This window comes from Rhizobium sp. 01T444 (assembly GCF_056398305.1).
Window position 1 is genome coordinate 1 of the sequence record NZ_JBFTPD010000050.1, and the last position, 22,296, is coordinate 22,296.

Annotated in this window: 19 protein-coding genes; 9 read left to right on the forward strand and 10 right to left on the reverse strand. The window is 61.6% G+C overall.

Going from position 1 to position 22,296, the window contains the following annotated elements:
* A partial coding sequence (locus tag AC1DTN_RS35155; RefSeq protein ID WP_477924730.1) for a hypothetical protein occupies positions 1–274 on the forward strand: 274 nt, incomplete at its 5' end.
* 25 nt (positions 275–299) lie between these two features.
* On the opposite strand, the gene AC1DTN_RS35160 is transcribed toward AC1DTN_RS35155, so the two are convergent.
* Positions 300–1,751, reverse strand: a complete 1,452-nt coding sequence (locus tag AC1DTN_RS35160) for an aldehyde dehydrogenase (RefSeq protein ID WP_477924731.1) — start codon at positions 1,749–1,751, stop codon at positions 300–302.
* A 303-nt stretch (positions 1,752–2,054) separates the two neighbouring features.
* On the opposite strand from AC1DTN_RS35160, the gene AC1DTN_RS35165 reads away from it, so the two are divergent.
* The gene (locus AC1DTN_RS35165; protein ID WP_477924733.1) at positions 2,055–2,951 is read left to right on the forward strand and encodes a helix-turn-helix domain-containing protein; all 897 of its coding nucleotides are present in this window, start codon (positions 2,055–2,057) and stop codon (positions 2,949–2,951) included.
* Positions 2,952–2,978: 27 nt separating this feature from the next.
* Here the strand turns inward: AC1DTN_RS35165 and AC1DTN_RS35170 are convergent, their stop codons facing one another.
* The 5 genes from AC1DTN_RS35170 to AC1DTN_RS35190 all read right to left on the reverse strand — a co-directional run bounded on the left by AC1DTN_RS35170 (position 2,979) and on the right by AC1DTN_RS35190 (position 8,727).
* Complete coding sequence (locus tag AC1DTN_RS35170; RefSeq protein WP_477924735.1) at positions 2,979–4,613, reverse strand: FGGY-family carbohydrate kinase; 1,635 nt, start codon at positions 4,611–4,613, stop codon at positions 2,979–2,981.
* Positions 4,614–4,780: 167 nt separating this feature from the next.
* Positions 4,781–5,509, reverse strand: a complete 729-nt coding sequence (locus AC1DTN_RS35175) for an SDR family oxidoreductase (protein WP_113321115.1) — start codon at positions 5,507–5,509, stop codon at positions 4,781–4,783.
* A 25-nt stretch (positions 5,510–5,534) separates the two neighbouring features.
* Entirely contained in the window at positions 5,535–6,794 is a 1,260-nt protein-coding gene (locus AC1DTN_RS35180; RefSeq protein ID WP_113321116.1) for a sugar ABC transporter permease, read from the reverse strand.
* Positions 6,791–7,612 carry an ATP-binding cassette domain-containing protein gene (locus tag AC1DTN_RS35185; RefSeq protein ID WP_477924738.1) on the reverse strand — a complete coding sequence of 274 codons (822 nt, stop codon included), beginning with the start codon at positions 7,610–7,612 and terminating at the stop codon, positions 6,791–6,793. The genes AC1DTN_RS35180 and AC1DTN_RS35185 overlap by 4 nt, the downstream gene beginning before the upstream one ends.
* Before the next feature lie 68 nt (positions 7,613–7,680).
* On the reverse strand, positions 7,681–8,727 hold the full coding sequence (locus AC1DTN_RS35190) for an ABC transporter substrate-binding protein (RefSeq protein ID WP_113321118.1): 1,047 nt from the start codon (positions 8,725–8,727) through the stop codon (positions 7,681–7,683).
* A 272-nt stretch (positions 8,728–8,999) separates the two neighbouring features.
* Here AC1DTN_RS35190 and AC1DTN_RS35195 point away from each other — a divergent pair, with 272 nt between their 5' ends.
* Positions 9,000–10,025: a LacI family DNA-binding transcriptional regulator gene (locus tag AC1DTN_RS35195; protein WP_310380597.1), complete on the forward strand. Its 1,026-nt coding sequence runs from the start codon at positions 9,000–9,002 to the stop codon at positions 10,023–10,025.
* A gap of 108 nt (positions 10,026–10,133) precedes the next feature.
* Here AC1DTN_RS35195 and AC1DTN_RS35200 read toward each other — a convergent pair whose 3' ends face one another.
* From AC1DTN_RS35200 to AC1DTN_RS35210, 3 genes are all read right to left on the reverse strand, one after another.
* A complete protein-coding gene (locus tag AC1DTN_RS35200; RefSeq protein ID WP_477924740.1) occupies positions 10,134–11,753 on the reverse strand; it encodes a SulP family inorganic anion transporter in 1,620 nt (539 codons plus the stop codon).
* Between the two features lie 561 nt (positions 11,754–12,314).
* Positions 12,315–13,040 carry a histidine utilization repressor gene (gene hutC / locus AC1DTN_RS35205; protein WP_113324354.1) on the reverse strand — a complete coding sequence of 242 codons (726 nt, stop codon included), beginning with the start codon at positions 13,038–13,040 and terminating at the stop codon, positions 12,315–12,317.
* 57 nt (positions 13,041–13,097) lie between these two features.
* The gene (locus AC1DTN_RS35210; protein WP_477924743.1) at positions 13,098–14,444 is read right to left on the reverse strand and encodes a formimidoylglutamate deiminase; all 1,347 of its coding nucleotides are present in this window, start codon (positions 14,442–14,444) and stop codon (positions 13,098–13,100) included.
* A gap of 123 nt (positions 14,445–14,567) precedes the next feature.
* On the opposite strand from AC1DTN_RS35210, the gene hutI reads away from it, so the two are divergent.
* Genes hutI through AC1DTN_RS35235 form a run of 5 tightly spaced genes read left to right on the forward strand, consistent with a single transcriptional unit; the run spans position 14,568 to position 20,444 of the window.
* A complete protein-coding gene (gene hutI / locus AC1DTN_RS35215; RefSeq protein ID WP_442207380.1) occupies positions 14,568–15,827 on the forward strand; it encodes an imidazolonepropionase in 1,260 nt (419 codons plus the stop codon).
* Entirely contained in the window at positions 15,824–17,359 is a 1,536-nt protein-coding gene (hutH, locus tag AC1DTN_RS35220; protein ID WP_442207379.1) for a histidine ammonia-lyase, read from the forward strand. The genes hutI and hutH overlap by 4 nt, the downstream gene beginning before the upstream one ends.
* 1 nt (position 17,360) lies before the next feature.
* Positions 17,361–18,161 (forward strand): N-formylglutamate deformylase, encoded by an 801-nt coding sequence (gene hutG / locus AC1DTN_RS35225; RefSeq protein ID WP_113324345.1) that lies wholly within the window; start codon positions 17,361–17,363, stop codon positions 18,159–18,161.
* Positions 18,162–18,176: 15 nt separating this feature from the next.
* A complete protein-coding gene (gene hutU, locus AC1DTN_RS35230) occupies positions 18,177–19,865 on the forward strand; it encodes a urocanate hydratase (protein ID WP_477924744.1) in 1,689 nt (562 codons plus the stop codon).
* A gap of 3 nt (positions 19,866–19,868) precedes the next feature.
* Positions 19,869–20,444, forward strand: a complete 576-nt coding sequence (locus AC1DTN_RS35235) for a HutD/Ves family protein (protein ID WP_477924745.1) — start codon at positions 19,869–19,871, stop codon at positions 20,442–20,444.
* A gap of 59 nt (positions 20,445–20,503) precedes the next feature.
* On the opposite strand, the gene hutC (AC1DTN_RS35240) is transcribed toward AC1DTN_RS35235, so the two are convergent.
* Positions 20,504–21,259 carry a histidine utilization repressor gene (hutC, locus tag AC1DTN_RS35240; protein ID WP_113324342.1) on the reverse strand — a complete coding sequence of 252 codons (756 nt, stop codon included), beginning with the start codon at positions 21,257–21,259 and terminating at the stop codon, positions 20,504–20,506.
* 191 nt (positions 21,260–21,450) lie between these two features.
* Here hutC (AC1DTN_RS35240) and AC1DTN_RS35245 point away from each other — a divergent pair, with 191 nt between their 5' ends.
* On the forward strand, positions 21,451–22,293 hold the full coding sequence (locus AC1DTN_RS35245; protein ID WP_477924746.1) for a transporter substrate-binding domain-containing protein: 843 nt from the start codon (positions 21,451–21,453) through the stop codon (positions 22,291–22,293).
* The last annotated feature ends 3 nt before the right edge of the window (positions 22,294–22,296 follow it).

Below are 22,296 nucleotides of genomic sequence, written 5' to 3' on the forward strand. Positions count from 1 at the left end.
TGCCGCGTCCACCCATATTTCTGAGGAAGGAGACTGCATGCGCGCCTTGCTGATATCGTCACTGACCTTGGTCGTGACCGCCATTTGGACAGGCCCTGCCCTATCTGCCGACATGATCCAAGGTTATGAACGATCCCATGTCGCCAAGCATCGACCGAAGCCGGTCATTCGTGCACGCTATGTGCAGCGACGGCATCTCGATTGCACGGATATGATCGTCGAATACCGCTACATTCCGCGCACGAATTTGGTGACGGTGTGCCATCGCATCTGAGGCCTGCCAGACCGGCCGGCCGGTGTCAGATCGGATAGTGCCCGGGCTGCGATGCCACCGTCATCCACCTGAGGTCGGTGAATTCGTTGATGCCGGCCTTGCCACCGAAGCGGCCATAACCGGAGGCCTTCACGCCGCCGAAAGGCATCTGCGCCTCGTCATGCACGGTCGGACCGTTCACATGGCAGATGCCGCTTTCAATCCGTCTTGCGACCTCCATGGCGCGGGCGGCATCCCTTCCGAAGACGGCGGCGGACAGGCCATATTCCGTATCATTGGCAACACGGACCGCCTCATCGATACCGCGCACGCGTACCATGCAGGCCACCGGACCGAAGCTTTCCTCTCCATAGATCCGCATCGACGGTGTCACGTGGTCAAGCACCGTGGCGTCCATCAATGTCCCGATCGCACGGCCCCCCGCAAGCAGGCGGGCGCCTTTGGATACTGCATCCTCGATCAGGCCGTTGACGCGTTCAACCGCATCGAGGCCGATCATCGAGCCGAGCGGCGAATTGCTCTGGCGCGGATCGCCGGCAACCAGCGTCGAGGCCTTGCGGGCGAACTGATCGGCAAACTCGTCGGCCACCGCCTCGTCGACGACGATCCTCTCGGTCGACATGCAGATCTGCCCCTGGTTCATGAAGGCACCGAAGGCAGCGGCTTTCACGGATTCGCCGATTTCGGCATCATCGAGCACGACGAAGGGCGCCTTGCCGCCAAGCTCCAGCAGCACGGGTTTCAAATGGCGGGCGGAGACCTCGGCGATGATCCGGCCGACGCGGGTCGAGCCGGTGAAATTGACACGGCGCACCGCCGGGTGGGCGATCAGCTTTTCGACGATGGATGCAGCATCGGCGGGCGCATTGGTGAGCACATTGACGACACCGTCGCCGAGGCCCGCTTCCCGCAATGTCTCGCCGATCAGATGATGCGTCTTCGGGCAAAGCTCTGACGCCTTGAGGACGACAGTGTTGCCGCAGGCAAGCGGCAGGGCGACGGCGCGTACGCCGAGAATGACGGGCGCGTTCCAGGGTGCAATGCCAAGGACGACACCGGCCGGCTGGCGCACGGCCATCGCCAACAGGCCGGGCTTGTCCGAGGGGATCACTTCGCCGGTGATCTGGGTACACATGGCGGCGGCTTCACGCAGCATATTGGCGGCGAGATAGACATTGAAGCCCGCCCAGGCGGCTGTCGCTCCCGTTTCCTCGGCCATGGCGGCGATGAATTCGCCGGTGCGGGAATCCAAGAGGTCGGCTGCCTTCGAAAGGCGCTTGCGCCGCTCTGTCGGTGCAAGCGCCGACCAGCCCGGAAAGGCCGCGGCCGCAGCGGCAACCGCTGCATGCGCATCTTCCAGCGTTGCGGCGGCCGCCTTCGTCGCAAGCTGACCGGTAATCGGGTTCAGCCGTTCGAAAGTCGCGCCGTCCGAAGCCGGCATGGCACGGCCGCCAATGAGAAGCATCAGGTCAACCATCTCGTTCCCTTTCAGATATGCGCCTGATTTCCCTCCCAAAGGGTTGGCGCGATGATGTCTGCTGGTTTCCGGCATCCGCCGGGAGTCATGCAAATCCCGCGGTCACGCCGGGAGATCGACGTCTTTCATTGGAAGATCCTCGCCCATATCGCCTGAACTCAGGCGCTCCTCAGGATCCAGTAGGAACCAATCCATCGGCGAAATGAATGGATTTTCCTGGCAGTTTATTGTACTTTTTCGCAAATTTTTCAGATTCCCGCTTGGCATGCGATCGCCCGGCCGGTTGTGCGCCAGGAGTTCATGATGGCGGAAAAGTTGCTCGATATGCCGGCCCTGTCGGTCACTGCATCGATGATTTCCGCCGGCCTCGGCAGCCAGACCTGGAGCCTTGACGCCCACGGCAACCGTCCCTTCTATCAGGCCTTTTTTGTCTCGCGGGGCAGAGCGAGCCTTTCCATCGATGGGCAGGCGGGGCTTACGCTTTCGGCACCTGCAGCAGCTTGGCTGCCGCGGCGGATTTCGGGGGCTTTCGTTCTTGCCGCCGGCAGCGAGGGGGCGATGCTCTCGGCGGCCGAAGGCTTTGTCGGCAGAACGGTCGGCGACAGCCCGGCCGCCGTGCAGTTGCACGATATGATCGAACGCGTAGTCTTGGCTCAGAACGAAAATCTAGCGGGGCGTGCAGGCGATATCGGTCGTGCCTTCGAGGTCATGACGCAGGAGGCACGGGACCAACGACCCGGCGGGACAGCGCTTGTCGGCGCCTATTTTTCCGTGCTGCTGCTGCTGATATGGCGGGCCTCAGGGGCATCGGCCCCGACGGGGACGTCAGGCACAGGGGCGACCACCTTGCAGCGGTTCAGGCAGATCGTCGAATTGCGTTTCCGCGAACAGCCGGCGATCACCGATATCGCCCGCGCCATGGGCATCACCTATGACCACCTGCATCGGGCCTGCATTTCCGGCACCGGACGAAGCCCGATGGAACTGATCCATGAAAGGCTGATCGCCGAAGCAAAGCTGCGGCTTGGGCAATCGGAGCAATCCGTCGAGCAGATCGGCTTCGGGCTCGGCTTTCGCGATCCGGGCTATTTCAGCCGCTTCTTCAAGAGCCGCGTCGGCGAACCGCCCGGCGCCTACCGGCGCAAGATCGCCGAGCAGTCACAGAAAGGCCTCGCCCCATCCTTTGCCGCCTGGCCGTGAGGCACTCGCGATTGAGGCGACGGCCGTTCAGAACGTCCGCAACTCACGCGTCAGCGCCTGGAGCTGCTTGAAGCCCTCGTAGCGCTTTGCGTGACGATCAGCGATCGCACCTTGCGCCGGCTTGTAGGTCTCTTCGGCGGCCGAGAGTTTCGTCATTGCTTCACGCATATCGCTAAACAGCCCGCCAGCGACGGCGCCAAGGATCGCAGCACCCAGCAGGACGGGTTCCTCCGCCTTCGTCGCGATCACCGGTTTGCCGCTCGCATCGGAAAGCATCTGACGGACGAAATCATGCTGGCCAGCACCCCCGCTGATGACGATGTTGTCGATGGTGACGCCGGCATCAGCCTGCGTGTCGATGATCTGTCTCAGGCCATAGCCGATGCCGCAGAGGCCTGCGACATAGAGCGAGACCAGACTGTCGAGACCCCTCTCCATGTCGAGACCGGCAATCACGGCGCGGGCGTGCGGATCGGCGAAGGGCGCGCGATTGCCGAGGAATTCGGGAACGACATGCAGGCCTGCGACGAGTCTGACGGCATCGGAAGAATATCCCGCCTTTTGCGCGGCCATGTCAGCCAGAAGGACCGGCAGCGGAACGCCGCTGCGCTTCGACAATTCCTTTGCCTCGCTGGCGGCGGGATGGAAGGACAAGAGCTGTTCGATCGCCGCACCCGCAGCACTCTGACCACCCTCGTTCAACCACATGCCTGGCACCATGGCAGAATAGTAGGGACCCCAGACGCCCGGAACGAAGGCCGGTTCGACGGTTGATGTCATGGTGCAGGACGACGTGCCGAAGACGTAGCCGAGATTGGCCCGCGGACCGGCGCCGATACCAACGGTTCCGATGCCGCCAGCATGGGCATCGATCAGCCCCGCGGCGACAGCCGTTCCCGGAACGAGGCCGAGTTCACCGGAGGCCGCCGCTGTCAGGCCCTGACCGAGCGGCGAGCCGGGCTCGACGATCGACTGGCCGATGCGGGCAAAACCTTCGTCGGCCAATGCGCCGAGGCCGATCTCATGAAAGTAGGTCGCATCCCAGCGCTTCTCATGGGCGAGATAGGTCCATTTGCAGGTGACGGTACAGGTGGAACGCGCGAGATCGCCGGTCGCCCGCCATGTCAGGAAATCCGCCAGATCGAAGAATTGCCAGGCCGCATCGAAGACCTGCGGCCGCCTTTCCCTCAGCCAGAGCAGCTTCGGCGTTTCCATCTCGGGGGAGATACGACCACCGACATAGCGCAGCACTTCGTGGCCGAGCGCGTTGATACGCTCCGCCTGCGGGACGGCGCGATGGTCCATCCAGACGATGATATCCCGGTTCGAGTCTTCCGAGGGACCGACGGGCAGCGGCCGGCCAGCCTCGCCGAGCACGACGAGCGAACAGGTGGCGTCAAACCCCAGCCCTGCAACCGAAGTCGGATCGATACCGCTTGCGGTGACGACCTCGCGGACGCAAGCGCAGACGGCCGTCCAGATTTCCGTACTCGACTGCTCGACGATGGAGCCGGCTTCATGAAACAGCGTGATATCCCGCTTGGCGGATGCGAGCATAAGGCCATCGAGGTCGAAGAGGCCGGCGCGGGCGCTGCCTGTACCGACATCGACGCCGATGACATGTTTGGCACCCGCTGATGACGTGTGTGAAGTGTCGCTCATGATCTCTCGTTCAAATCGGCAGTATCAGGGTTCCAGAGCATTTCCATCTTTCCTGGAATCGCGGAAACGCTCYATCTCTTTGTTTTCATGCAATTGCGGACGCAAGACCGCTACGCATTCTTGCTGGAATTGCTCTAGAGCAACCGGCAACGGGACCTGTCAACCTCTCAGAGGTCGACGCTGTTCGGCAGGATCACCAGATCGCGCACAGTGACGTTACGTGGCCGTGACAGCATGAAGAGCACGGCGTCGGCCACTTCCTTTGGCTGCATCAGGCTGCCATTGGCCAGCGCCTCTTCCATCTTGGCTTTCGGCCAGTCATCCAGGAGCGCGGTAACGACCGGTCCGGGCAGCACCGCGCCGACACGCACGCCATGCTGGGCGACCTGGCGGCGGGTCGAGTGGACGAAGGCCTGAACGGCAAATTTCGAGGCGGTGTAGATCGGCTCCCAGACGACGGGCACGACGCCGGCGATCGAACTCGTAAACAGGATATCCCCGGACTTCTGAGCGATCATATGCGGCAGCACCGCATGGACCGAGCGGAAGGCCGCATTGATGTTGAGGTTGAGCACCCGGTCCCAGGCATCCGGATCGCCGTCGGCGACCGGGCCACCAATATAGGCGCCGGCATTGGCGTGGAAGATATCGAGCCTGCCGGCCAATTCCAGAATACGCGGCAGCATACCGGAGACCTGCGGGCCATCGAGAAGATCGACGACAAGCGGCAGGGCGCCCTCACCGATCTCCTTGCAGAGGGCCTCGAGCCTGTCCTTGGCACGATCGATAAGAACAACGATTGCGCCTTCGGCACGCAGGGTGCGGGCGCATTCCAGCCCGATGCCCGATGCCGCACCGGTGATGGCGGCAACCTTGCCCTTCATGAGATCAGTCATGCAAATACTCCTTGAGAATGCGAAATCAGGCGCGGCCATGGCTGACACGGGACCGGCGAGCTAGCGAATCGACGATGACGGCGATGGCGAGGACGGCACCAGTGATCATGTAGCGCAGCGACGAACTGAGATTGAGCAGCGTGAGCCCGTTGGAAATCGCCTGGATGACGATGATGCCGAGAAGAGCCGAATAGGCGCTGCCGCGGCCACCGAACAGGCTGGTGCCGCCGATGACTGCTGCCGCAATGGCATTGAGGTTCACGTCGCCTGTGCCGGCCTGCTGGCTGGAGGAGGCAAGCCGCGAGGCCGAGAGAATGCCGCCGATGGTGGCAAGCGTCGAGCAAAGCACGAAGGCGCTGAGATAGATGCGGCGCACATTGATGCCGGCACGGCGAGCCGCCTCGCGATTGCCGCCGACGGCAAACATGGAGCGTCCCCATTTGGTGCGCGTCAGCGCATAGTTCAGGATGACAGCGATTGCGACGAAAAGGCCGAACATCCACGGCACGCCACGGCCGAGATTGAGATAATAGACGGCAAATTCCAACGCGGCGGTAAGAATGACGGCCTTGACCGCAAGCGCCCCGACCGGTGGCGAGGAGAGGTTCGAAGCCTGCCGCTGGCGGCGCTTGCGCATCTCGTTGACGACGAGGACCACGCCCGGCAAGAGCGCCAGCACGTAGGACAGCCAGTCGGGCATGACGAGAATCTGGCCGAAGCGCACGAGCGGCGAGGCATAGGGAAGGTTGATGCTGCCGGTCGGTCCCAGGATGTAGAGCTGCATGCCGAGGAGGGCCAGCAGACCGGCAAGGGTCGCAACGAAGCTCGGCATGCCAAGCCTGTTGTAGAGCACCGCATACAGCGCACCAACGACGATGCCGGCGAGGATCGCAACCAGGATTGCGAGCGGGATCGGCCAGCCCATATTGACCCAGAGCACGCCAAGGATGGCGGAGGAAAGTCCGCTCATAGAGCCGACCGAAAGGTCGATTTCGCCGAGCATCAGCACGCAGACGATGCCGAGCGAGATGACGCCGACGGTGGCACAGTCAAACAGCAGGTTGACGAGGTTGTTTGGCGCCAGAAACACCGGATTGAGCAGCGAGAAGACCGTGGAGATGACGATCAGGCCGACGAAGACCGGCAGCATGCCGAGATCGCCCGAGCGTACGCGGTCGAAGAAGGCCTTGACCATGCCCATGATGTTGTCGTCGTGGCGGACGCGTTCGTCGCTGCGATCAAGGGCAGCGGGCTGGCTGACTGTATCGGACATCTTCTGGCTCATGCGGACCCCCCGCTGGTTTCGTGTGCAGCAGCAGTCTTGCGCTCGATCCGCCGGGAGACGGCATTTTCGGTGGCACCGGTGATTGCGGCGACGAGTTCCTGGTTGGACGAATCGGGCGTGAAGACGCCATTGTTGCGACCGAGGCGCAGCACGACGATGCGGTCTGCCACAGCGCGCACGTCTTCCATATTGTGGCTGATGATGATGACGCCGAGGCCGCGCTCGCGCACGCGTTCGATCAGGTTCAGCACTTCCGCGGTCTGGGCGACACCGAGAGCGGCCGTCGGCTCGTCGAGCATGATGATCTTCGGATCGAGCAGCAGCGAGCGGGCGATGGCAACCGTCTGGCGCTGGCCGCCGGAAAGCGAGGCGATCGGCTCGCGCACCGAGGGAATACGGGCGGCAAGTTCTCTGAGCAACGTCCACGCGCGCACCTCCATGGCAACCTCATCGAGGCTCCAGGGGGACATTTCATGTCCGAGAAAGAGATTGGCGACGACGTCAAGGTTCTCGCAGAGCGCCAAGTCCTGAAAGACGGTGGCAATGCCGAGCTCCAGCGCCTTGCCGGGACTATCGAGCGTGACATTGCGGCCGCAGAATTCGATCGTTCCCGAGGACGGCTGATGCACGCCGGCAAGAACTTTGATCAGCGTCGACTTGCCGGCGCCGTTATCGCCGACCAGCGCCACGACCTCGCCGGCCTTCACTTCGAGATCGATGTCGGTCAGCGCCGACACCGCGCCGAAATTCTTGGAAATATTGCTCAACCGGAGGATCGTCTGTCCCTTCTCCGGCATATCCTTCACATCCCTAGTCATGGGGCAGCCCTTCTTGCAATAGGGGCATCCGGCCGCGACAAGCGCGGCCGGAGCTCACTCAAGTGCGTTTAGTTGGTAATGCCAAGCTTCTTGCAGCCTTCGGCATATTCGCCGGTGCAGATCTGCTCGGGCGTCTGGATCTTCTTGTCGAAGATTTCGGCCTTGATGTTTTCTGCCGTCACGACGGCGGGGATGAACAGCTGAGACGGCGTATTATAGAGCGCCGTCTTGGCCTCAGGCTTTTCACCCTTGATCATCTGCACCGCCACATTGGCAGCGGCTGCTGCGACGATTTCGGATGGCTTCGAAATCGTGTTGTACTGGTCGCCGGAAATGATCAGCTGAAGGGCTGCAATCGTCGCGTCATTGCCGGTGACCGGCGGAACCGGCTTCACGCCTGCGGCCTTGAAGGCGGCAATCGCGCCGCCGGCCGTGCCGTCATTGGCGGCAACCACGCCCTTGATATCGGCCCCGAAGCGGGTGATCTGGCCGGCAGCCCATTCCTGCGCCTTTGGCGGCGCCCATTCCGGCGTGTCATATTCGGCAAGCGTCTTGTAGGTGGATTCCTTCAGGCCGCGGTGGATGCCGTCGCGGATGAGGCCTGCGGCCGCATCGGTCGGCGAGCCGTTGATCTCGAGCACGCCTGCGCCGTCGGCAACGCCTGAAGCCTTGAGATGCTCGACGAGCGACTTGGCGATCGCATAGCCGATGCCTTCATTGTCGAAGGAGACGTAATAGTCGGCCGGCTTGTCCGGGATCGGGCGGTCATAGGCGATGACCTTGACGTCCTGGGACTGGGCGATTTCGACGAGGCCGGCTGCAGCGGCGGAATCGACAGGGTCAAGAACGACCACCTTGGCGCCCTGTGCGATGACCGAGTTGAACTGCTGCTGCTGCAGCGAGGCATCGGCATTGGCGTTCTGATAGATCACCGTGCACTTCGGGCACAGCTTCTCCATCTCGGCCTTGAAGCCCGGGAAGTCGTGCTGCTCATAGCGCGTGGATGCCTGGTCGGGCATCAGAAACGCGACGGTCGCCGCTTCCTGAGCCGAGGCCATGCCGGCAAAACCGATGAAAACGGTCGCCGAGGCCATAAGCAAATTGCGATAATTCATTTTCTCCTCCTTAGTGTGATCGAAAGACAGGCCCAGGCATTGCTGGAAGTCACCACGGTTCGCCCGCTCGCCGCAGCCTTCGCCGGCATGAAAACGACGAGCAAAGCGCCCCCTGCAAAAGGACAACCTCTCCGCAGCTTCTTAGAAATACCTCCCTGCACCGGCCGTTGACCGGCGTGTATCATCGATTGCGCAACCTTGCTCAATCGATGAAGCAAGAATTGCCACTTCCTCCGATTGATGTCAAGTTACCGTCAAACGGAGACGACATTTTGAATCAGGTGAAGCAGACGAAGAGGACGACGATTTACGATCTGGCGGAGCTTGCCGGCACATCCGCCAGCGCCGTCAGCGCCGTGCTCAACGGCAATTGGAAGAAGCGCAGGATCAGCAGCCAGCTTGCCGAAAAGATCATGCGGATCGCCGAGGAACAGGGTTATGCGCTAAACATGCAGGCAAGCCTGCTGAGGCGCGAAAAGTCCCACATCATCGGCATGATCGTGCCAAAATACGACAACCGCTACTTCGGCTCGATCGTCGAACTCTTCGAGGACATGGCGCGTGCGCGCGGCCTTTTCCCGATCATCACCTGCACGCGCCGCGACCCTCAGCTGGAGGTCGAGGCAGCGCGCACCATGCTCTCCTATCAGGTCGAATGCCTGATCGCGACGGGTGCCACGGACCCCGACCGTATTACCGAAATGTGTGCGGCTGCCGGCGTGCGCAGCCTCAATCTCGACCTGCCCGGTGCGCTTGCCCCCTCCGTCATCTCGGACAATTTCGCCGGCGCACGCGAGCTGACGCGTCGCATCCTGAAAAACAGCGAGCAACGGCTCGGCAAGATGGAGCCGCTGCTCTTCATCGGTGGCCGCGGCAGCGACCACAACACCGCCGAGCGTATCCGCGGCTTTCGCGAGGCACATGCGGACCTCGGCGTTGCCGTGCATGAGGAAAATATCCTTGCCTGCGGCTATGCGCCGGAAAAGGCTGAAAAGGCGTTGGACGAGCGAGCCCTTGGCGGCAATGCACTGCCTAAGGGAATGTTCGTCAACTCGACAATCTCGCTCGAAGGCGTCATGCGCTGGATCCGCCGCTCCGGCCATCTCGACGATCGCAGTCTGGTGCTCGGTTGTTTCGACTGGGACCCCTTCGTCACCCTGCTTGGAAACGGCATCGAAATGGTGCGCCAGGACGTGCCGGGTATGCTGAACAAGGTGTTCGAGCTCATCGAATCCGGAGCGAACAAACCTGTCGTCATCCAGGTGCCGCCCCTCATTCCGGAAGCGCAGGAAGCGTAAGCGTCCGGTGCGGACCCAGTTGATCTTGGCGAGGTCGGATCGGAGAACTTCGTGGCCGGATGCGCATGACGTCTGCGGCGCTCGCTGTTCTGCCCGGCAATGCCGGCTTCATTCCGTCGGACTCGCGGCGTCTGCCGCAGCCTGTGTGACGGCATCGTCGACACTGAAATTGCACCGGCTTGCCAACTCCGCTTCGCCGGCCGATTCCATCAGATCCCTGATCCAGTCATGCACGCGGGCATAATAGACGCGCTTGCCGGCCTTGTGCAGCAACGTGTCGAATTCGACGAGAGCATCGAAGCCGGTACTGTCGAGATCGACGCTTTCTTCCAGACTGACGATGACTGAAAGCGTGCTTCTATTGGAAAGCGCATGTGTCGCGATTTCCAATAATACCAATTCGGCGTTGGCGAAAAAGAGGGGCTGAGCTGGCCTGAATATGCCAATGCCGGCGATCTCGGTGGCGTCGGCATGGCGTTCCACGTCGACAAAATCGCGTGTCTGGCGAAGTCTGCCGAGTGTAATCACCCTCGCGACCGTAAGTCGCTTCAAAAACAGGACGAATGAAAGCGCAACCGCGATTAGCATGCCATTCAGGACACCGAACAGAAGCACGCCACAGGCAGCAAAGATGAGAAGAAACCGGTCGCGACCGACACGCAGAATATGCATGACCGGAGATGGATCGAGCGAGTGTAGGAGTACGCTCACGATCACGGCGGCGAGTACCGTTTGGGGAATATAAGCGAGGAGTTTCACACCGAAAAGGCAGAAAGCAGCGAGGAAAGCTGCGGCGAGCAAAGACGAGAGCCTGCTCTGCGATCCCGCCGCTTCGCTGGCGGACCCTGCCGAGAAGCCGGCCCCGACCGGCATGCCCTGGACAAGAGCGCTTGCAATATTGGCCACCCCGATTGCGCGCAATTCGCGGTTTGCGTCCACGACTTCACCATGAAGCAGCGATAGGCTTCGTACAGTGCCCCAGGACTCGGCAAAGACAATCAGCACGAGAGGCAGGATGTAGCGAGCAATATGCGCGACACCATGCAAATCGGGCGCGGCGAACGCGTCCCAACCGGTCGCGAGGCTGACAGGCCCGACGACCGGCACGCCCAGACCCTCGAGATTGAACTGGAAAGAAATCGCCGCAGCCCCCAGAGTCACAAACAGACTGCCCGGAATCTCGCGGTAACGGCGCATGGCGAGAAGGCAGACGAATGCGAATAGCGCGAGCCCGAGGCTGATGAGGTTCCATTCGTGAAACCGCGCCAGAGCGGAACGGAGGATTTCCCAAGGTTGGATATCAGCATTGCTCAAGCCAAAAATGGTCGGCAACTGCTTGATCGTGATCAGAAGGGCGGTACCGAAGGCGAAGCCCCGCAGGACAGGTCTGGATATTACGCCAGCCAAGTATCCAAGCCCCATCGCCGAGGCAATCAGGAAGACAAGACCTGCAAGCGCGACGACAACAGCTGCAAATAGCGCCTTCTGTGACGCGGGCACGTCCATAGACATGAGCATTGCCGCGAGGATCGCGGCAGAGGACGATGTCGGTGAAACAACCGCGAAACGGCAACGGCCAATGAAGAAATAGGCCGTACATCCAGCGATTGTTGCGGTAACCGCATGGCGAGGCGTCAACCCCGCGATTGAGGAGTAGGCAATCGCTTCCGGGAGCAGAAGACCGGCGACCGAAAGGCCGGCGACAGCATCACGCCAGTTCCATTTCATGGCTGTGGGATAATATCCTTCTTACTCAGGCGAGCCGCTATCCTCCTGCATTATCGAATGGTCCACAAGCATCTGGTTTCACGACTAAAAAATTATCAGCTGCGCCGCGGCCCATTTGCGCTTTCCTGGACATCGCGCCCATTTTCAACGCTGATCGCGCCCATAACTAAACATCGACTGAGCTGTCTCGCGTGCTCCATGGGCGGGCACGGGTTCCGATGCTTCCAACGGATCTATGGCGCGCAACGTTAAGGAGGCTGCGCGCTCGGCTCCGCCAGCCGTCCACATCGCCGCAATTGGCGTCCTCGATATCGTCGATGAAAGCGGGCCGGTTTCCACTGCAAAGGCAAAATCATTGCTCGCCTGCTTCCAGGAAATGCGGGCAATAATCCGTGAGCGTCCAATGATTTAAGGTAAGCGTTAACTTACGCAATACCCTGAATTCGGGATGTTGACCTCGCTGAAACCGCTTTCTATGAGAAGCTGTCGACCCAGTGCGGCGGCAATAACGGGCGTCCGGTCATACGAGGTGACCGGACGCTTTTCATTCGGAAATCCGGCCTACTTCACCGCTTCCGGTGTGAAGCGCGCATAAAGCGCATGGCGATTGCCGGGATAAACAAAGCGCACATGCGTGACCGGTCCAGACTTGTTCCAGGTGCGGCGTTCGACGACGAGGCATGCGGTGGCCGGCGGGATCGAAAGCATGGCGCCCTCTTCCTCTTCCACGCCGATCGCAAAGATCTTGTGTTCAGCCGCACTCCACGGAACCTGGCTCAGAAGCCAGGGACCAGGTGCGGTTTCCCCGAATTCCTCATCTGCGGCTTCCGGCACTGTTTGCAGGTTGATCAATCGCTTTTCCAGGCAAAACGGTTGCGTCCCAGCGTAGTGGGTGCAGATGATTTCGACGAGACTGGAATTTTGCTGCAGGTCCAGCATCTGCCGGTCCTGCGCCTGTGCCTTCCTGCGGATACGCTTTGCGACCTTGTAGGAATAGGCGAGATTGAGGGACTGGACCTCCGCCTTGATATCGTGAATCTCGAGCACTGCGGACTGCGCCTGTGGCTGGATGACGAAGCTGCCGGATTTCTTGCGGCGCTCGATGAGACCGGATTTCACCAGCTGGCTCAGAGCCTTGTTCACCGTCATACGCGAGCAGTCATATTGCTTCGTCAGCTCTATTTCGAACGGAATGCGGTAACCCGGCGGCCATTCGCCCGAGACGATGCGACCTTCGATATCCGTGAGGATACGCTGGTGTAAGGTCGTTTCCTTTGGTTCATTCATCATCACGCTCCGGCTCTTCCTCCGCTGTAACGCCTGGGAAGCGCCGAGGAAAGGTCGTCATGCTGCCAACAGCTCGTTCATCGCGGCGATGAAGCGGCGGTCAATCAGGTCGCGGCGCAGATGCCGGCCCTTTTCGACCTGCTTGCGGCCGAGCGACCAGACGCAGTCGACCGACACACCACCGGCAAAAATCCAGTGATCGAGAAGCCGGTCCTCGGAGAGGTAGGAAACGGCATTGGTCTCGAGCGATATGATGTCGGCATGGTTGCCGGCGACAAGACCCGCCGGCGCCTTCAATGCCGCGCCACCGCCAGCAAGTGCCTGTTCGAAGAGCGCCTGGCCCGTGGAACCGCCCGTCGATGCGATAACATTGCGGGCACGCAGCGCGAGACGCTCGGAATATTCGAGCTGACGAAGTTCCTCGGCGATGGAAATCAGAATGTTGGAATCGGAACCGATGCCGAAGCGCCCGCCTTCCGACAGGAACAGGGGCGCCGAAAATGTCCCATCGCCGAGATTGGCTTCGGTAATCGGGCAGAGGCCGGCAATGGCGCCGCTCCTTGCCATCTGGCGTGTTTCGTCATCGGTCATGTGGGTCGCGTGGATGAGGCACCAGCGCTGATCGACCGGTGCGTTCTCAAGCAGCCATTGGACAGGCCTTGCGCCGGACCACGCCAGGCAATCCTCGACTTCCTTGACCTGTTCGGCGACGTGAATGTGGATGGGGCCGTCGCCGGCAAGCCCGATCGCGACAGACAGCTCGTCCGGCGTGACGGCGCGCAGGCTGTGCGGCGCAACACCGATCTCAGCGCCGGGGAGCCGGTCCGTGACTTTGCGGCAGCCGTCCATCAGCTGCGCAAAACTGTCTGCGGAGTTGATGAAGCGGCGCTGTCCTTCAATGGGTGCGGCGCCGCCGAAGCCGGAATGGGCGTAGAGAACCGGCAGCAGTGTCAATCCGATGCCGGTCTCCGCACTCGCAGCACCGATCCGTTCGGCCATTTCGGCGATATTGGCATAGGGGCTGCCGTCCTTGTCGTGATGCAGATAATGGAACTCACCGACGCGGCTAAAGCCGGATTCCAGCATTTCCATATAGAGCTTGGCTGCCACCGCCTCGACATGGTCAGGCGTCATCGACAGGGCGAACTTATACATGACAGTGCGCCAGCTCCAGAAGCTGTCATTGGCCGGACCGCGCACTTCGGCAAGCCCCGCCATCGCCCGCTGAAAGGCATGGCTGTGGAGGTTTGGCATAGCCGGCAAAAGGGTGGCATGGCGCTCGTCATCGGCATTAGGCGCGACATCCGTCTCGATTGCGGAAATGCGGCCGTTTTCGAGCGTCAGGCGCACATTCTTGCGCCAGCCCTCGGCCAGCAAGGCAGTCGTTCCATGAAGTTTCGTCATGATTGCTCCCCTTCTTTCTTATTGGCCCACCGCTTGCCTTTGTGCACAGGGCCATAAATTTCCACTTGTCACCACTACTATTATGTATATACATATTAACCCATAAAGAAAGGCGTAAAGCTGATGAGTGGGAACAAATTTTCCGGATCGGGTCGCGGCTCCGCCGCCCGTTCGCTTTGGCGCAATGGGCGCCTTGCGACGCTGCGGGAGGATCTGACGGGGCTCGGCATTGTCGACAAAGGCGCCATCGTTTGCGAAGGCGGTCGTATCCTTTTTGCCGGGCCAGAAGGCGAATTGCCGTCCGCCTTGATCGAGACGGCCGAGATCACGGATCTTGAAGGCCGCTGGGTCACGCCGGGCCTCGTCGACTGCCACACGCATATCGTCTATGGCGGCAATCGGGCGCGGGAATTCGAGATGCGCCTTGAGGGTGCCACCTATGAAGAGATTGCGCGCACCGGCGGCGGCATCGTCTCCTCGGTGAAAGCAACCAATGCACTGTCCGTGGAGGGCCTGGTCGAGGCCGCGCTGCCGCGGCTCGATACGCTGCTTTCCGAAGGTGTCACCACSATCGAGATCAAATCCGGCTATGGCCTCAACATCGAGGCGGAGCTGAAGATGCTGCGCGCTGCTCGCGCGCTCGCAAATGTCCGACCCGTGCGGGTCGTCACCTCTTATCTCGGTGCTCATGCAACACCTGTCGAATACAGGGGACGCAATCAGGATTATATTACTGAAGTGGTCCTGCCTGGACTGGAACGGGCGTATGCGGAAGGCCTCGTCGATGCCGTCGACGGCTTCTGCGAAGGCATCGCCTTCTCGGTCGACGAGATTGGCCGAGTCTTCGACAAGGCCCGTTCGCTTGGTATTCCCGCCAAGCTCCATGCCGAGCAGCTTTCCAATCTCGGCGGCGCAAAACTCGCAGCCTCCTACGGCGCGCTTTCGGCCGATCATCTGGAATATCTGGATGAGGATGGCGCGCGGGCAATGGCTGCGGCCGGCACGGTCGCCGTGCTGCTTCCGGGCGCTTTCTACGCGATCAACGAAAAGCAGAAGCCACCGGTTCAGGCCTTGCGCCAGACCGGCGTGCATATCGCAATTGCCACGGACTGTAATCCCGGCACCTCGCCGCTGACGTCCATGCTGCTCACCATGAACATGTCGGCGACGCTGTTCGGATTGACCGTGGAAGAATGCATTGCCGGGGCAACCCGCGAGGGCGCACGCGCGCTCGGCCTGCTTGCCGAAACAGGGACGCTCGAAGCCGGCAAGTCCGCCGATCTGGCGGTCTGGAATATCGAGAGCCCGGCCGAGCTCGTCTATCGCATCGGCTTCAACCCGCTTTATGCGCACATCTTCAAGGGCGAGAGGATCGACCGATGACCATCACTCTCCATCCGGGTTCCGTTTCACTTCAGGATCTCGCCACCATCTACTGGACCGGCGTTCCGGCAAAACTCGATCCCTCCTTTGATGCGGGGATCCTCAAGGCGGCGAAACGTATTGCCGAGATCGCTGCCGGCAATGCGCCGGTTTACGGCATCAATACCGGCTTCGGCAAACTTGCCTCGATCAAGATCGACAGCGCCGATGTCGCCACACTCCAGCGCAATCTCATCCTTTCCCATTGCTGCGGCGTCGGCGAGCCGCTGCCGGAAAATGTCGTGCGTCTCATCATGGCGCTGAAGCTCGTTTCGCTCGGCCGTGGTGCCTCCGGCGTGCGGCTCGACATTGTGCGGCTGATCGAAGCGATGATGGCGCGCGGCGTCATTCCGGTCATCCCGGAAAAGGGCTCGGTCGGCGCCTCCGGCGATCTTGCACCGCTTGCCCATATGAGCGCCGTGATGATGGGCCACGGCGAGGCGTTCTTCGGCGGCGAGAGGCTGCATGGTGCAACGGCGCTTGTCAAAGCCGGGCTGCAACCCGTCGTGCTGGCAGCCAAGGAAGGCCTGGCGCTCATCAACGGCACGCAGACCTCGACGGCCCTTGCGCTTGCCGGCCTTTTCCGTGCGCACCGGGCGGCGCAATCGGCGCTGATTACCGGCGCCATGTCGACGGATGCGGCCATGGGCTCGTCCGCACCCTTCCATCCCGATATCCATACGCTGCGCGGCCACCGCGGTCAGATCGACACGGCAGCGGGCCTACGCGCCCTGCTCGAAAACTCGCCGATCCGCCAGAGCCATATCGAGGGCGATGAGCGTGTTCAGGATCCCTATTGCATCCGCTGCCAGCCGCAGGTCGACGGCGCCTGCCTCGATCTCCTGCGCTCGGTGGCCGGCACGCTCGCGATCGAAGCCAATGCGGTGACCGACAATCCGCTGGTTCTGTCGGATAATTCCGTCGTCTCCGGCGGCAATTTCCATGCCGAACCCGTTGCCTTTGCCGCCGACCAGATCGCGCTTGCCGTCTGCGAGATCGGGGCGATCGCCCAGCGCCGCATCGCGCTGCTTGTCGATCCCGCCCTTTCCTACGGTCTGCCGGCCTTCCTCGCCAAGAAGCCGGGGCTCAATTCCGGCCTGATGATCGCCGAAGTCACATCCGCCGCGCTGATGAGCGAAAACAAGCAGATGTCGCACCCAGCCTCCGTCGATTCGACGCCGACCTCGGCCAACCAGGAAGACCATGTGTCCATGGCCTGCCACGGCGCGCGCCGGCTTCTGCCGATGACCGAAAATCTCTTTGCAATCATCGGCATCGAGGCGCTCACCGCCGCACAAGGGGTGGAGCTTCGCGCACCGCTTGCGACCAGCCCCGAGCTCAAGAAAGCGATCGCGGCTATCCGCGCTGTTGTGCCGTCGCTGGAGGAAGATCGCTACATGGCGAACGATCTGAAGGCGGCAACGATGCTCATTGCGAGCGGCGGTCTCAACGCATCCGTTTCAAGCGGCATCCTGCCCGCTCTGGAGGTTTGACATGTCTGTTTTTGAGGTCAAGCAAGGCACCTCCCCCGTCATCCTCGGCTTTCCCCATACGGGCACAGAGGTTCCGGCCGATATATGGGAACGCCTTGATGAGAATGGCCGGCTGCTTGCCGATACCGACTGGCACATTCACCAGCTCTACGACGGCTTGCTCGACAATCCGACCACGGTGCGCGCGACTTTCCATCGCTACGTGATCGATGCCAACCGCGATCCCTCAGGCACCAGCCTCTATCCCGGCCAGAACACGACCGGGCTGATCCCGCAGACGGATTTCGACGGCAAGGCAATCTGGAAGGATGGGGCCGCGCCGACCGAGGCCGATATCGCCGTCAGGCTGCGCGATTTTCATGCGCCCTACCACGGCGCCCTTGCGGCCGAGATCGAACGGGTCAAATCCATTCATGGCGTCGCCGTTCTCTACGACTGCCACTCCATCCGCTCGCACATTCCCTTCCTCTTCGAGGGCAAGCTGCCGGATTTCAACATCGGCACGGATATGGGCAAGACCTGCGATCCGGCAATTGAAGAGGCGACAGTCGCCATCGCCTCGGCTGCGACGGGTTATGACAGCATCCTCAACGGCCGCTTCAAGGGCGGCTGGACGACGCGCCATTACGGCAAGCCGGAAACCGGCGTGCACGCCATCCAGATGGAGCTCGCACAATCCACGCATCTTGCAACCGAAGCGCCGCCCTTTGCCTATGACGGCGAGGAGGCCGACAATCTGCGCATCCATCTCAAATCCATTCTGACGCGGATCGAAGAGATCGCGCTTGGTCTGAAACGCTAGAAAGGGAACATCATCATGACCGTAAACCCGCGCCACAATATCCGCGAAATCCGTGCGCCGCGCGGCGATCAGCTGAACGCCAAGAGCTGGATGACCGAAGCGCCGCTGCGCATGCTCATGAACAATCTCGATCCTGACGTCGCAGAAAATCCGCATGAGCTCGTCGTCTATGGGGGCATCGGCCGTGCCGCCCGCACCTGGGACGATTTCGACCGTATCGCTGCGACGCTGAAGACGCTCGACGAAGACGAGACGCTGCTGGTTCAGTCCGGCAAGCCGGTCGGCGTCTTCCGCACCCACAAGGATGCGCCGCGCGTGCTGATTGCCAATTCCAACCTCGTACCGCACTGGGCGACCTGGGATCATTTCAACGAGCTCGACAAGAAGGGCCTTGCCATGTACGGCCAGATGACGGCCGGCTCGTGGATCTATATCGGCACGCAGGGCATCGTGCAGGGCACCTACGAGACCTTCGTGGAAGCCGGCCGCCAGCACTATGACGGCAATCTCACGGGCAAGTGGATCCTGACCGGCGGCCTCGGCGGCATGGGCGGCGCCCAGCCGCTCGCCGCCGTCATGGCCGGCGCCTGCTGCCTGGCCGTCGAATGCGACGAGACCCGCATCGATTTCCGCCTGCGCACCCGTTATGTCGACGAAAAGGCCCATACGCTCGATGAGGCGTTGGAAAAGATCGAACGCTGGACCAAGGCGGGCGAAGCAAAGTCGGTCGGCCTTGTCGGCAATGCCGCCGAAATCTTCCCGGAACTCGTTCGTCGCATGAAGGCCGGCGGCCCACGCCCCGATATCGTCACCGACCAGACCTCGGCGCATGATCCGCGCAACGGCTACCTGCCGGTCGGCTGGACGGTCGCGGAAGCCAAGGCCAAGCGCGAGAGCGATCCGAAAGCGGTCGAAGTCGCTGCCCGCGCCTCGATGAAGGCCCACGTGGAGGCGATGGTCGCCTTCTGGGATGCCGGTGTTCCCACACTCGATTACGGCAACAACATTCGCCAGGTCGCCAAGGACGAGGGCCTGGAAAACGCCTTCGCCTTCCCGGGCTTCGTGCCGGCCTATATCCGCCCGCTCTTCTGCCGCGGCATCGGTCCGTTCCGCTGGGCCGCCCTGTCCGGTGATCCCGAAGATATCTACAGGACCGACGCCAAGGTGAAGGAGCTGCTGCCCGACAACAAGCACCTGCACAACTGGCTCGACATGGCGCGCGAGCGCATTGCTTTCCAGGGCCTGCCGGCACGCATTTGCTGGGTCGGCCTCGGCGACCGCCACCGTCTGGGTCTTGCCTTCAACGAGATGGTCAAGAATGGCGAGCTTAAGGCGCCCGTCGTCATTGGCCGTGACCACCTCGATTCCGGTTCCGTCGCCTCGCCGAACCGCGAGACGGAAGCCATGAAAGACGGCTCGGATGCCGTCTCCGACTGGCCGCTCCTGAACGCTCTGCTCAACACCGCCTCCGGCGCCACCTGGGTCTCGCTGCATCATGGCGGCGGCGTCGGCATGGGCTTCTCGCAGCATTCGGGCATGGTCATTTGCGCCGACGGCACCGACGATGCGGCCCGCCGCCTCGGAAATGTTCTCTGGAACGATCCGGCGACCGGTGTCATGCGCCATGCCGATGCCGGCTACGACATCGCCATCGATTGCGCCAAGGAAAAGGGCCTGCGCCTGCCCGGCATTCTTGGAAACTGAGCCATGAAGGTCCTGCGCGCTGCCGGTCACAAGCGCATGCCGTGGAAGAACGGTGGCGGCGAAACGGTGGAGATCGCCATTTCGCCTGAGGGCGCAGGACTTGCCGATTTCGATTGGCGGGTGAGCACCGCTACCGTTGCTTCCGACGGGCCTTTCTCCGTCTTTCCCGGGATCGACCGCACGCTGTCGATCCTGGAAGGCAAGGGTATGCGGCTCTTCATCGAGGGGCGTGAGCCGGTGCTCCTGACGCAGGAGAGTGAACCCCTCGCCTTTGCCGCCGATATCGCCGTCTCGGCAACGCTGCCGGATGGCACAATCACCGACCTGAACGTGATGAGCAGGCGGGGTACCGTGAGGCACGCAGTCGCGCGGCATTTCATCGATGGAAAGAAGAGCCTGGCGTTTGCGAAAGGGATTTTCCTGCTCTTTTGCGCCAATGGGACTCTGGCGGCGCGAACAGGTGCGCAGAGCATCGAACTCGACGCCGGCGATGCAATGCTGCTTGAAGAAAGCGATGCCGGCAGGCTCGATCTTCCCGGCCAGGCGCTCTGCTACGCCATCTCGATCGACAAGGCGTAAAGATCATGGAATGGGCTAGGGAAATCGCTTTTTCGAGGAAGGTTCCATATACAACTAGCCTATTCCTCGAAGATCTTGCCGCTTCGCGTTTCCAGCCTGTAGCGATGTCCGGGATAGACAAGACGCGCCGTCGAGACCACATGGCGGGCCGACCAGGTGCGGCGGCGGATGGCAAGGCATGGCTCATTCTGCAGGATTGTCAGCAGCTTGCATTCCCAGGCGCGCGGCACCACCGCCTCGACGATATGCTCCGAAGCGCTGAGGGGTGCGGCCGCCGTCAGATAGGCATTCGGCGTCAGCGTCGAGAAGTCCTGCGCCAGATAGTCGGGCACCGCCCCCGGATTGACGAAGCGGTCCTCGATCTGCACAGGCACGCCGTTCTCGTTGTGGACGATCAGCGAGTGGAAAACCGGCGCGCCGATCTCAAGCTCCAGCGCATCGGCAACCTCCGGAGAGGCCGGCTCCTCGGCCAGAACGATCACTGTCGCCTCATGGATATGGCCACGCTCGGCGATCTCGTCGGCGATATTGCGCACCTCGAAGAGCGCCGAATAGCCCTTGCGTTCCGCAACAAAGGAACCGACGCCCTGAATGCGGAGGAGTTCGCCCTCGTTCGCCAGTTCCCGAAGCGCCCGGTTGGCGGTCATCTTGCTGACGCCGAGCTCCACCACCAGCTCGTTTTCGGAGGGCACGCGATGTCGCGGCGGCCATTCGCCGCTGCGGATCCGGTCGAGAATGACCTGCTTGACGCCAGCATAAAGCGGGCCGCCGTCATTTTCCGCCAGTTCGCGCTTCATCTCGCCGGAACGCTTCATTGCCTATTCCCTTTGCATGAATGGAATCTGCCTTTTAAATCGACTTTCCACTTGCATATCACAAAATATCTCATATGGTACCCTATACAACCTGCCGATCCAAAAATGAAACAAAGGATCAGGACGGGCAAGCCGGCGAAGATCGGCATTCATACCGCAAGGTCTGTCCAATCTCAGAGGAGATCACATCAATGAAGCTCAGCACGATTCTTCTTTCCTGCGCGATGACGGCAGCAGCCTTTGCGGCTCCTGCATCTGCCAAGGACTGGACGAAGGCGACCATCACGCTCGAAGGCGCCTACGCTCCCTGGAACCTCACCAATGCCGACGGGTCGCTCGGCGGCTTCGAACCGGAGCTTGCCAAGGTCCTGTGCGAACGCGCCAAGATCGAATGCACCCTGGTCGCATCCGACTGGGATGGCATGATCCCGGCGCTGAATGCCGGCAAGTTCGACGTCATCATGGACGCGCTGTCGATCACCGACGAGCGCAAGCAGGTCATCGACTTCACCATTCCCTATGCTGCAACGCCGGCAGCCTTCGCCACCGCCAAGGACAGCCCGCTTGCCAACGCTTCCGGCACCGGCGCAACCATCAAGATGACGCCCGGCCAGCCTGGCGTGAAGGAAATCGAAGCCTTGAAGGAAGCCTTCAAGGGCAAGACGATCGGCATTCAGGCAGCAACCGTCTATGCCAAGTTCGTCTATGACAATTTCGGCAGCATCGCCGAGATCCGCGAATACAAGACGGGTGCCGACCGCGACCTCGACCTGCAGAACGGTCGCATCGACCTCGGCTTCGACGATGCCGTCTACTTCAACAATGCGTTTGAAGCTGCCAACGGCGCGCTTGCCTTTACCGGTCCGGAAATCGTCGGCTCGATCTGGGGCGAGGGCGAAGGGCTTGGCATCCGCAAGGCCGATACGGACCTGCGCGACAAGTTCAGCGAGGCGATCAAGTCGGCGCTCGCCGACGGCACGGTCAAGACGCTTTCCATGAAGTGGTTCAAGGTCGACGTCAGCCCGCAGAACTAAGCG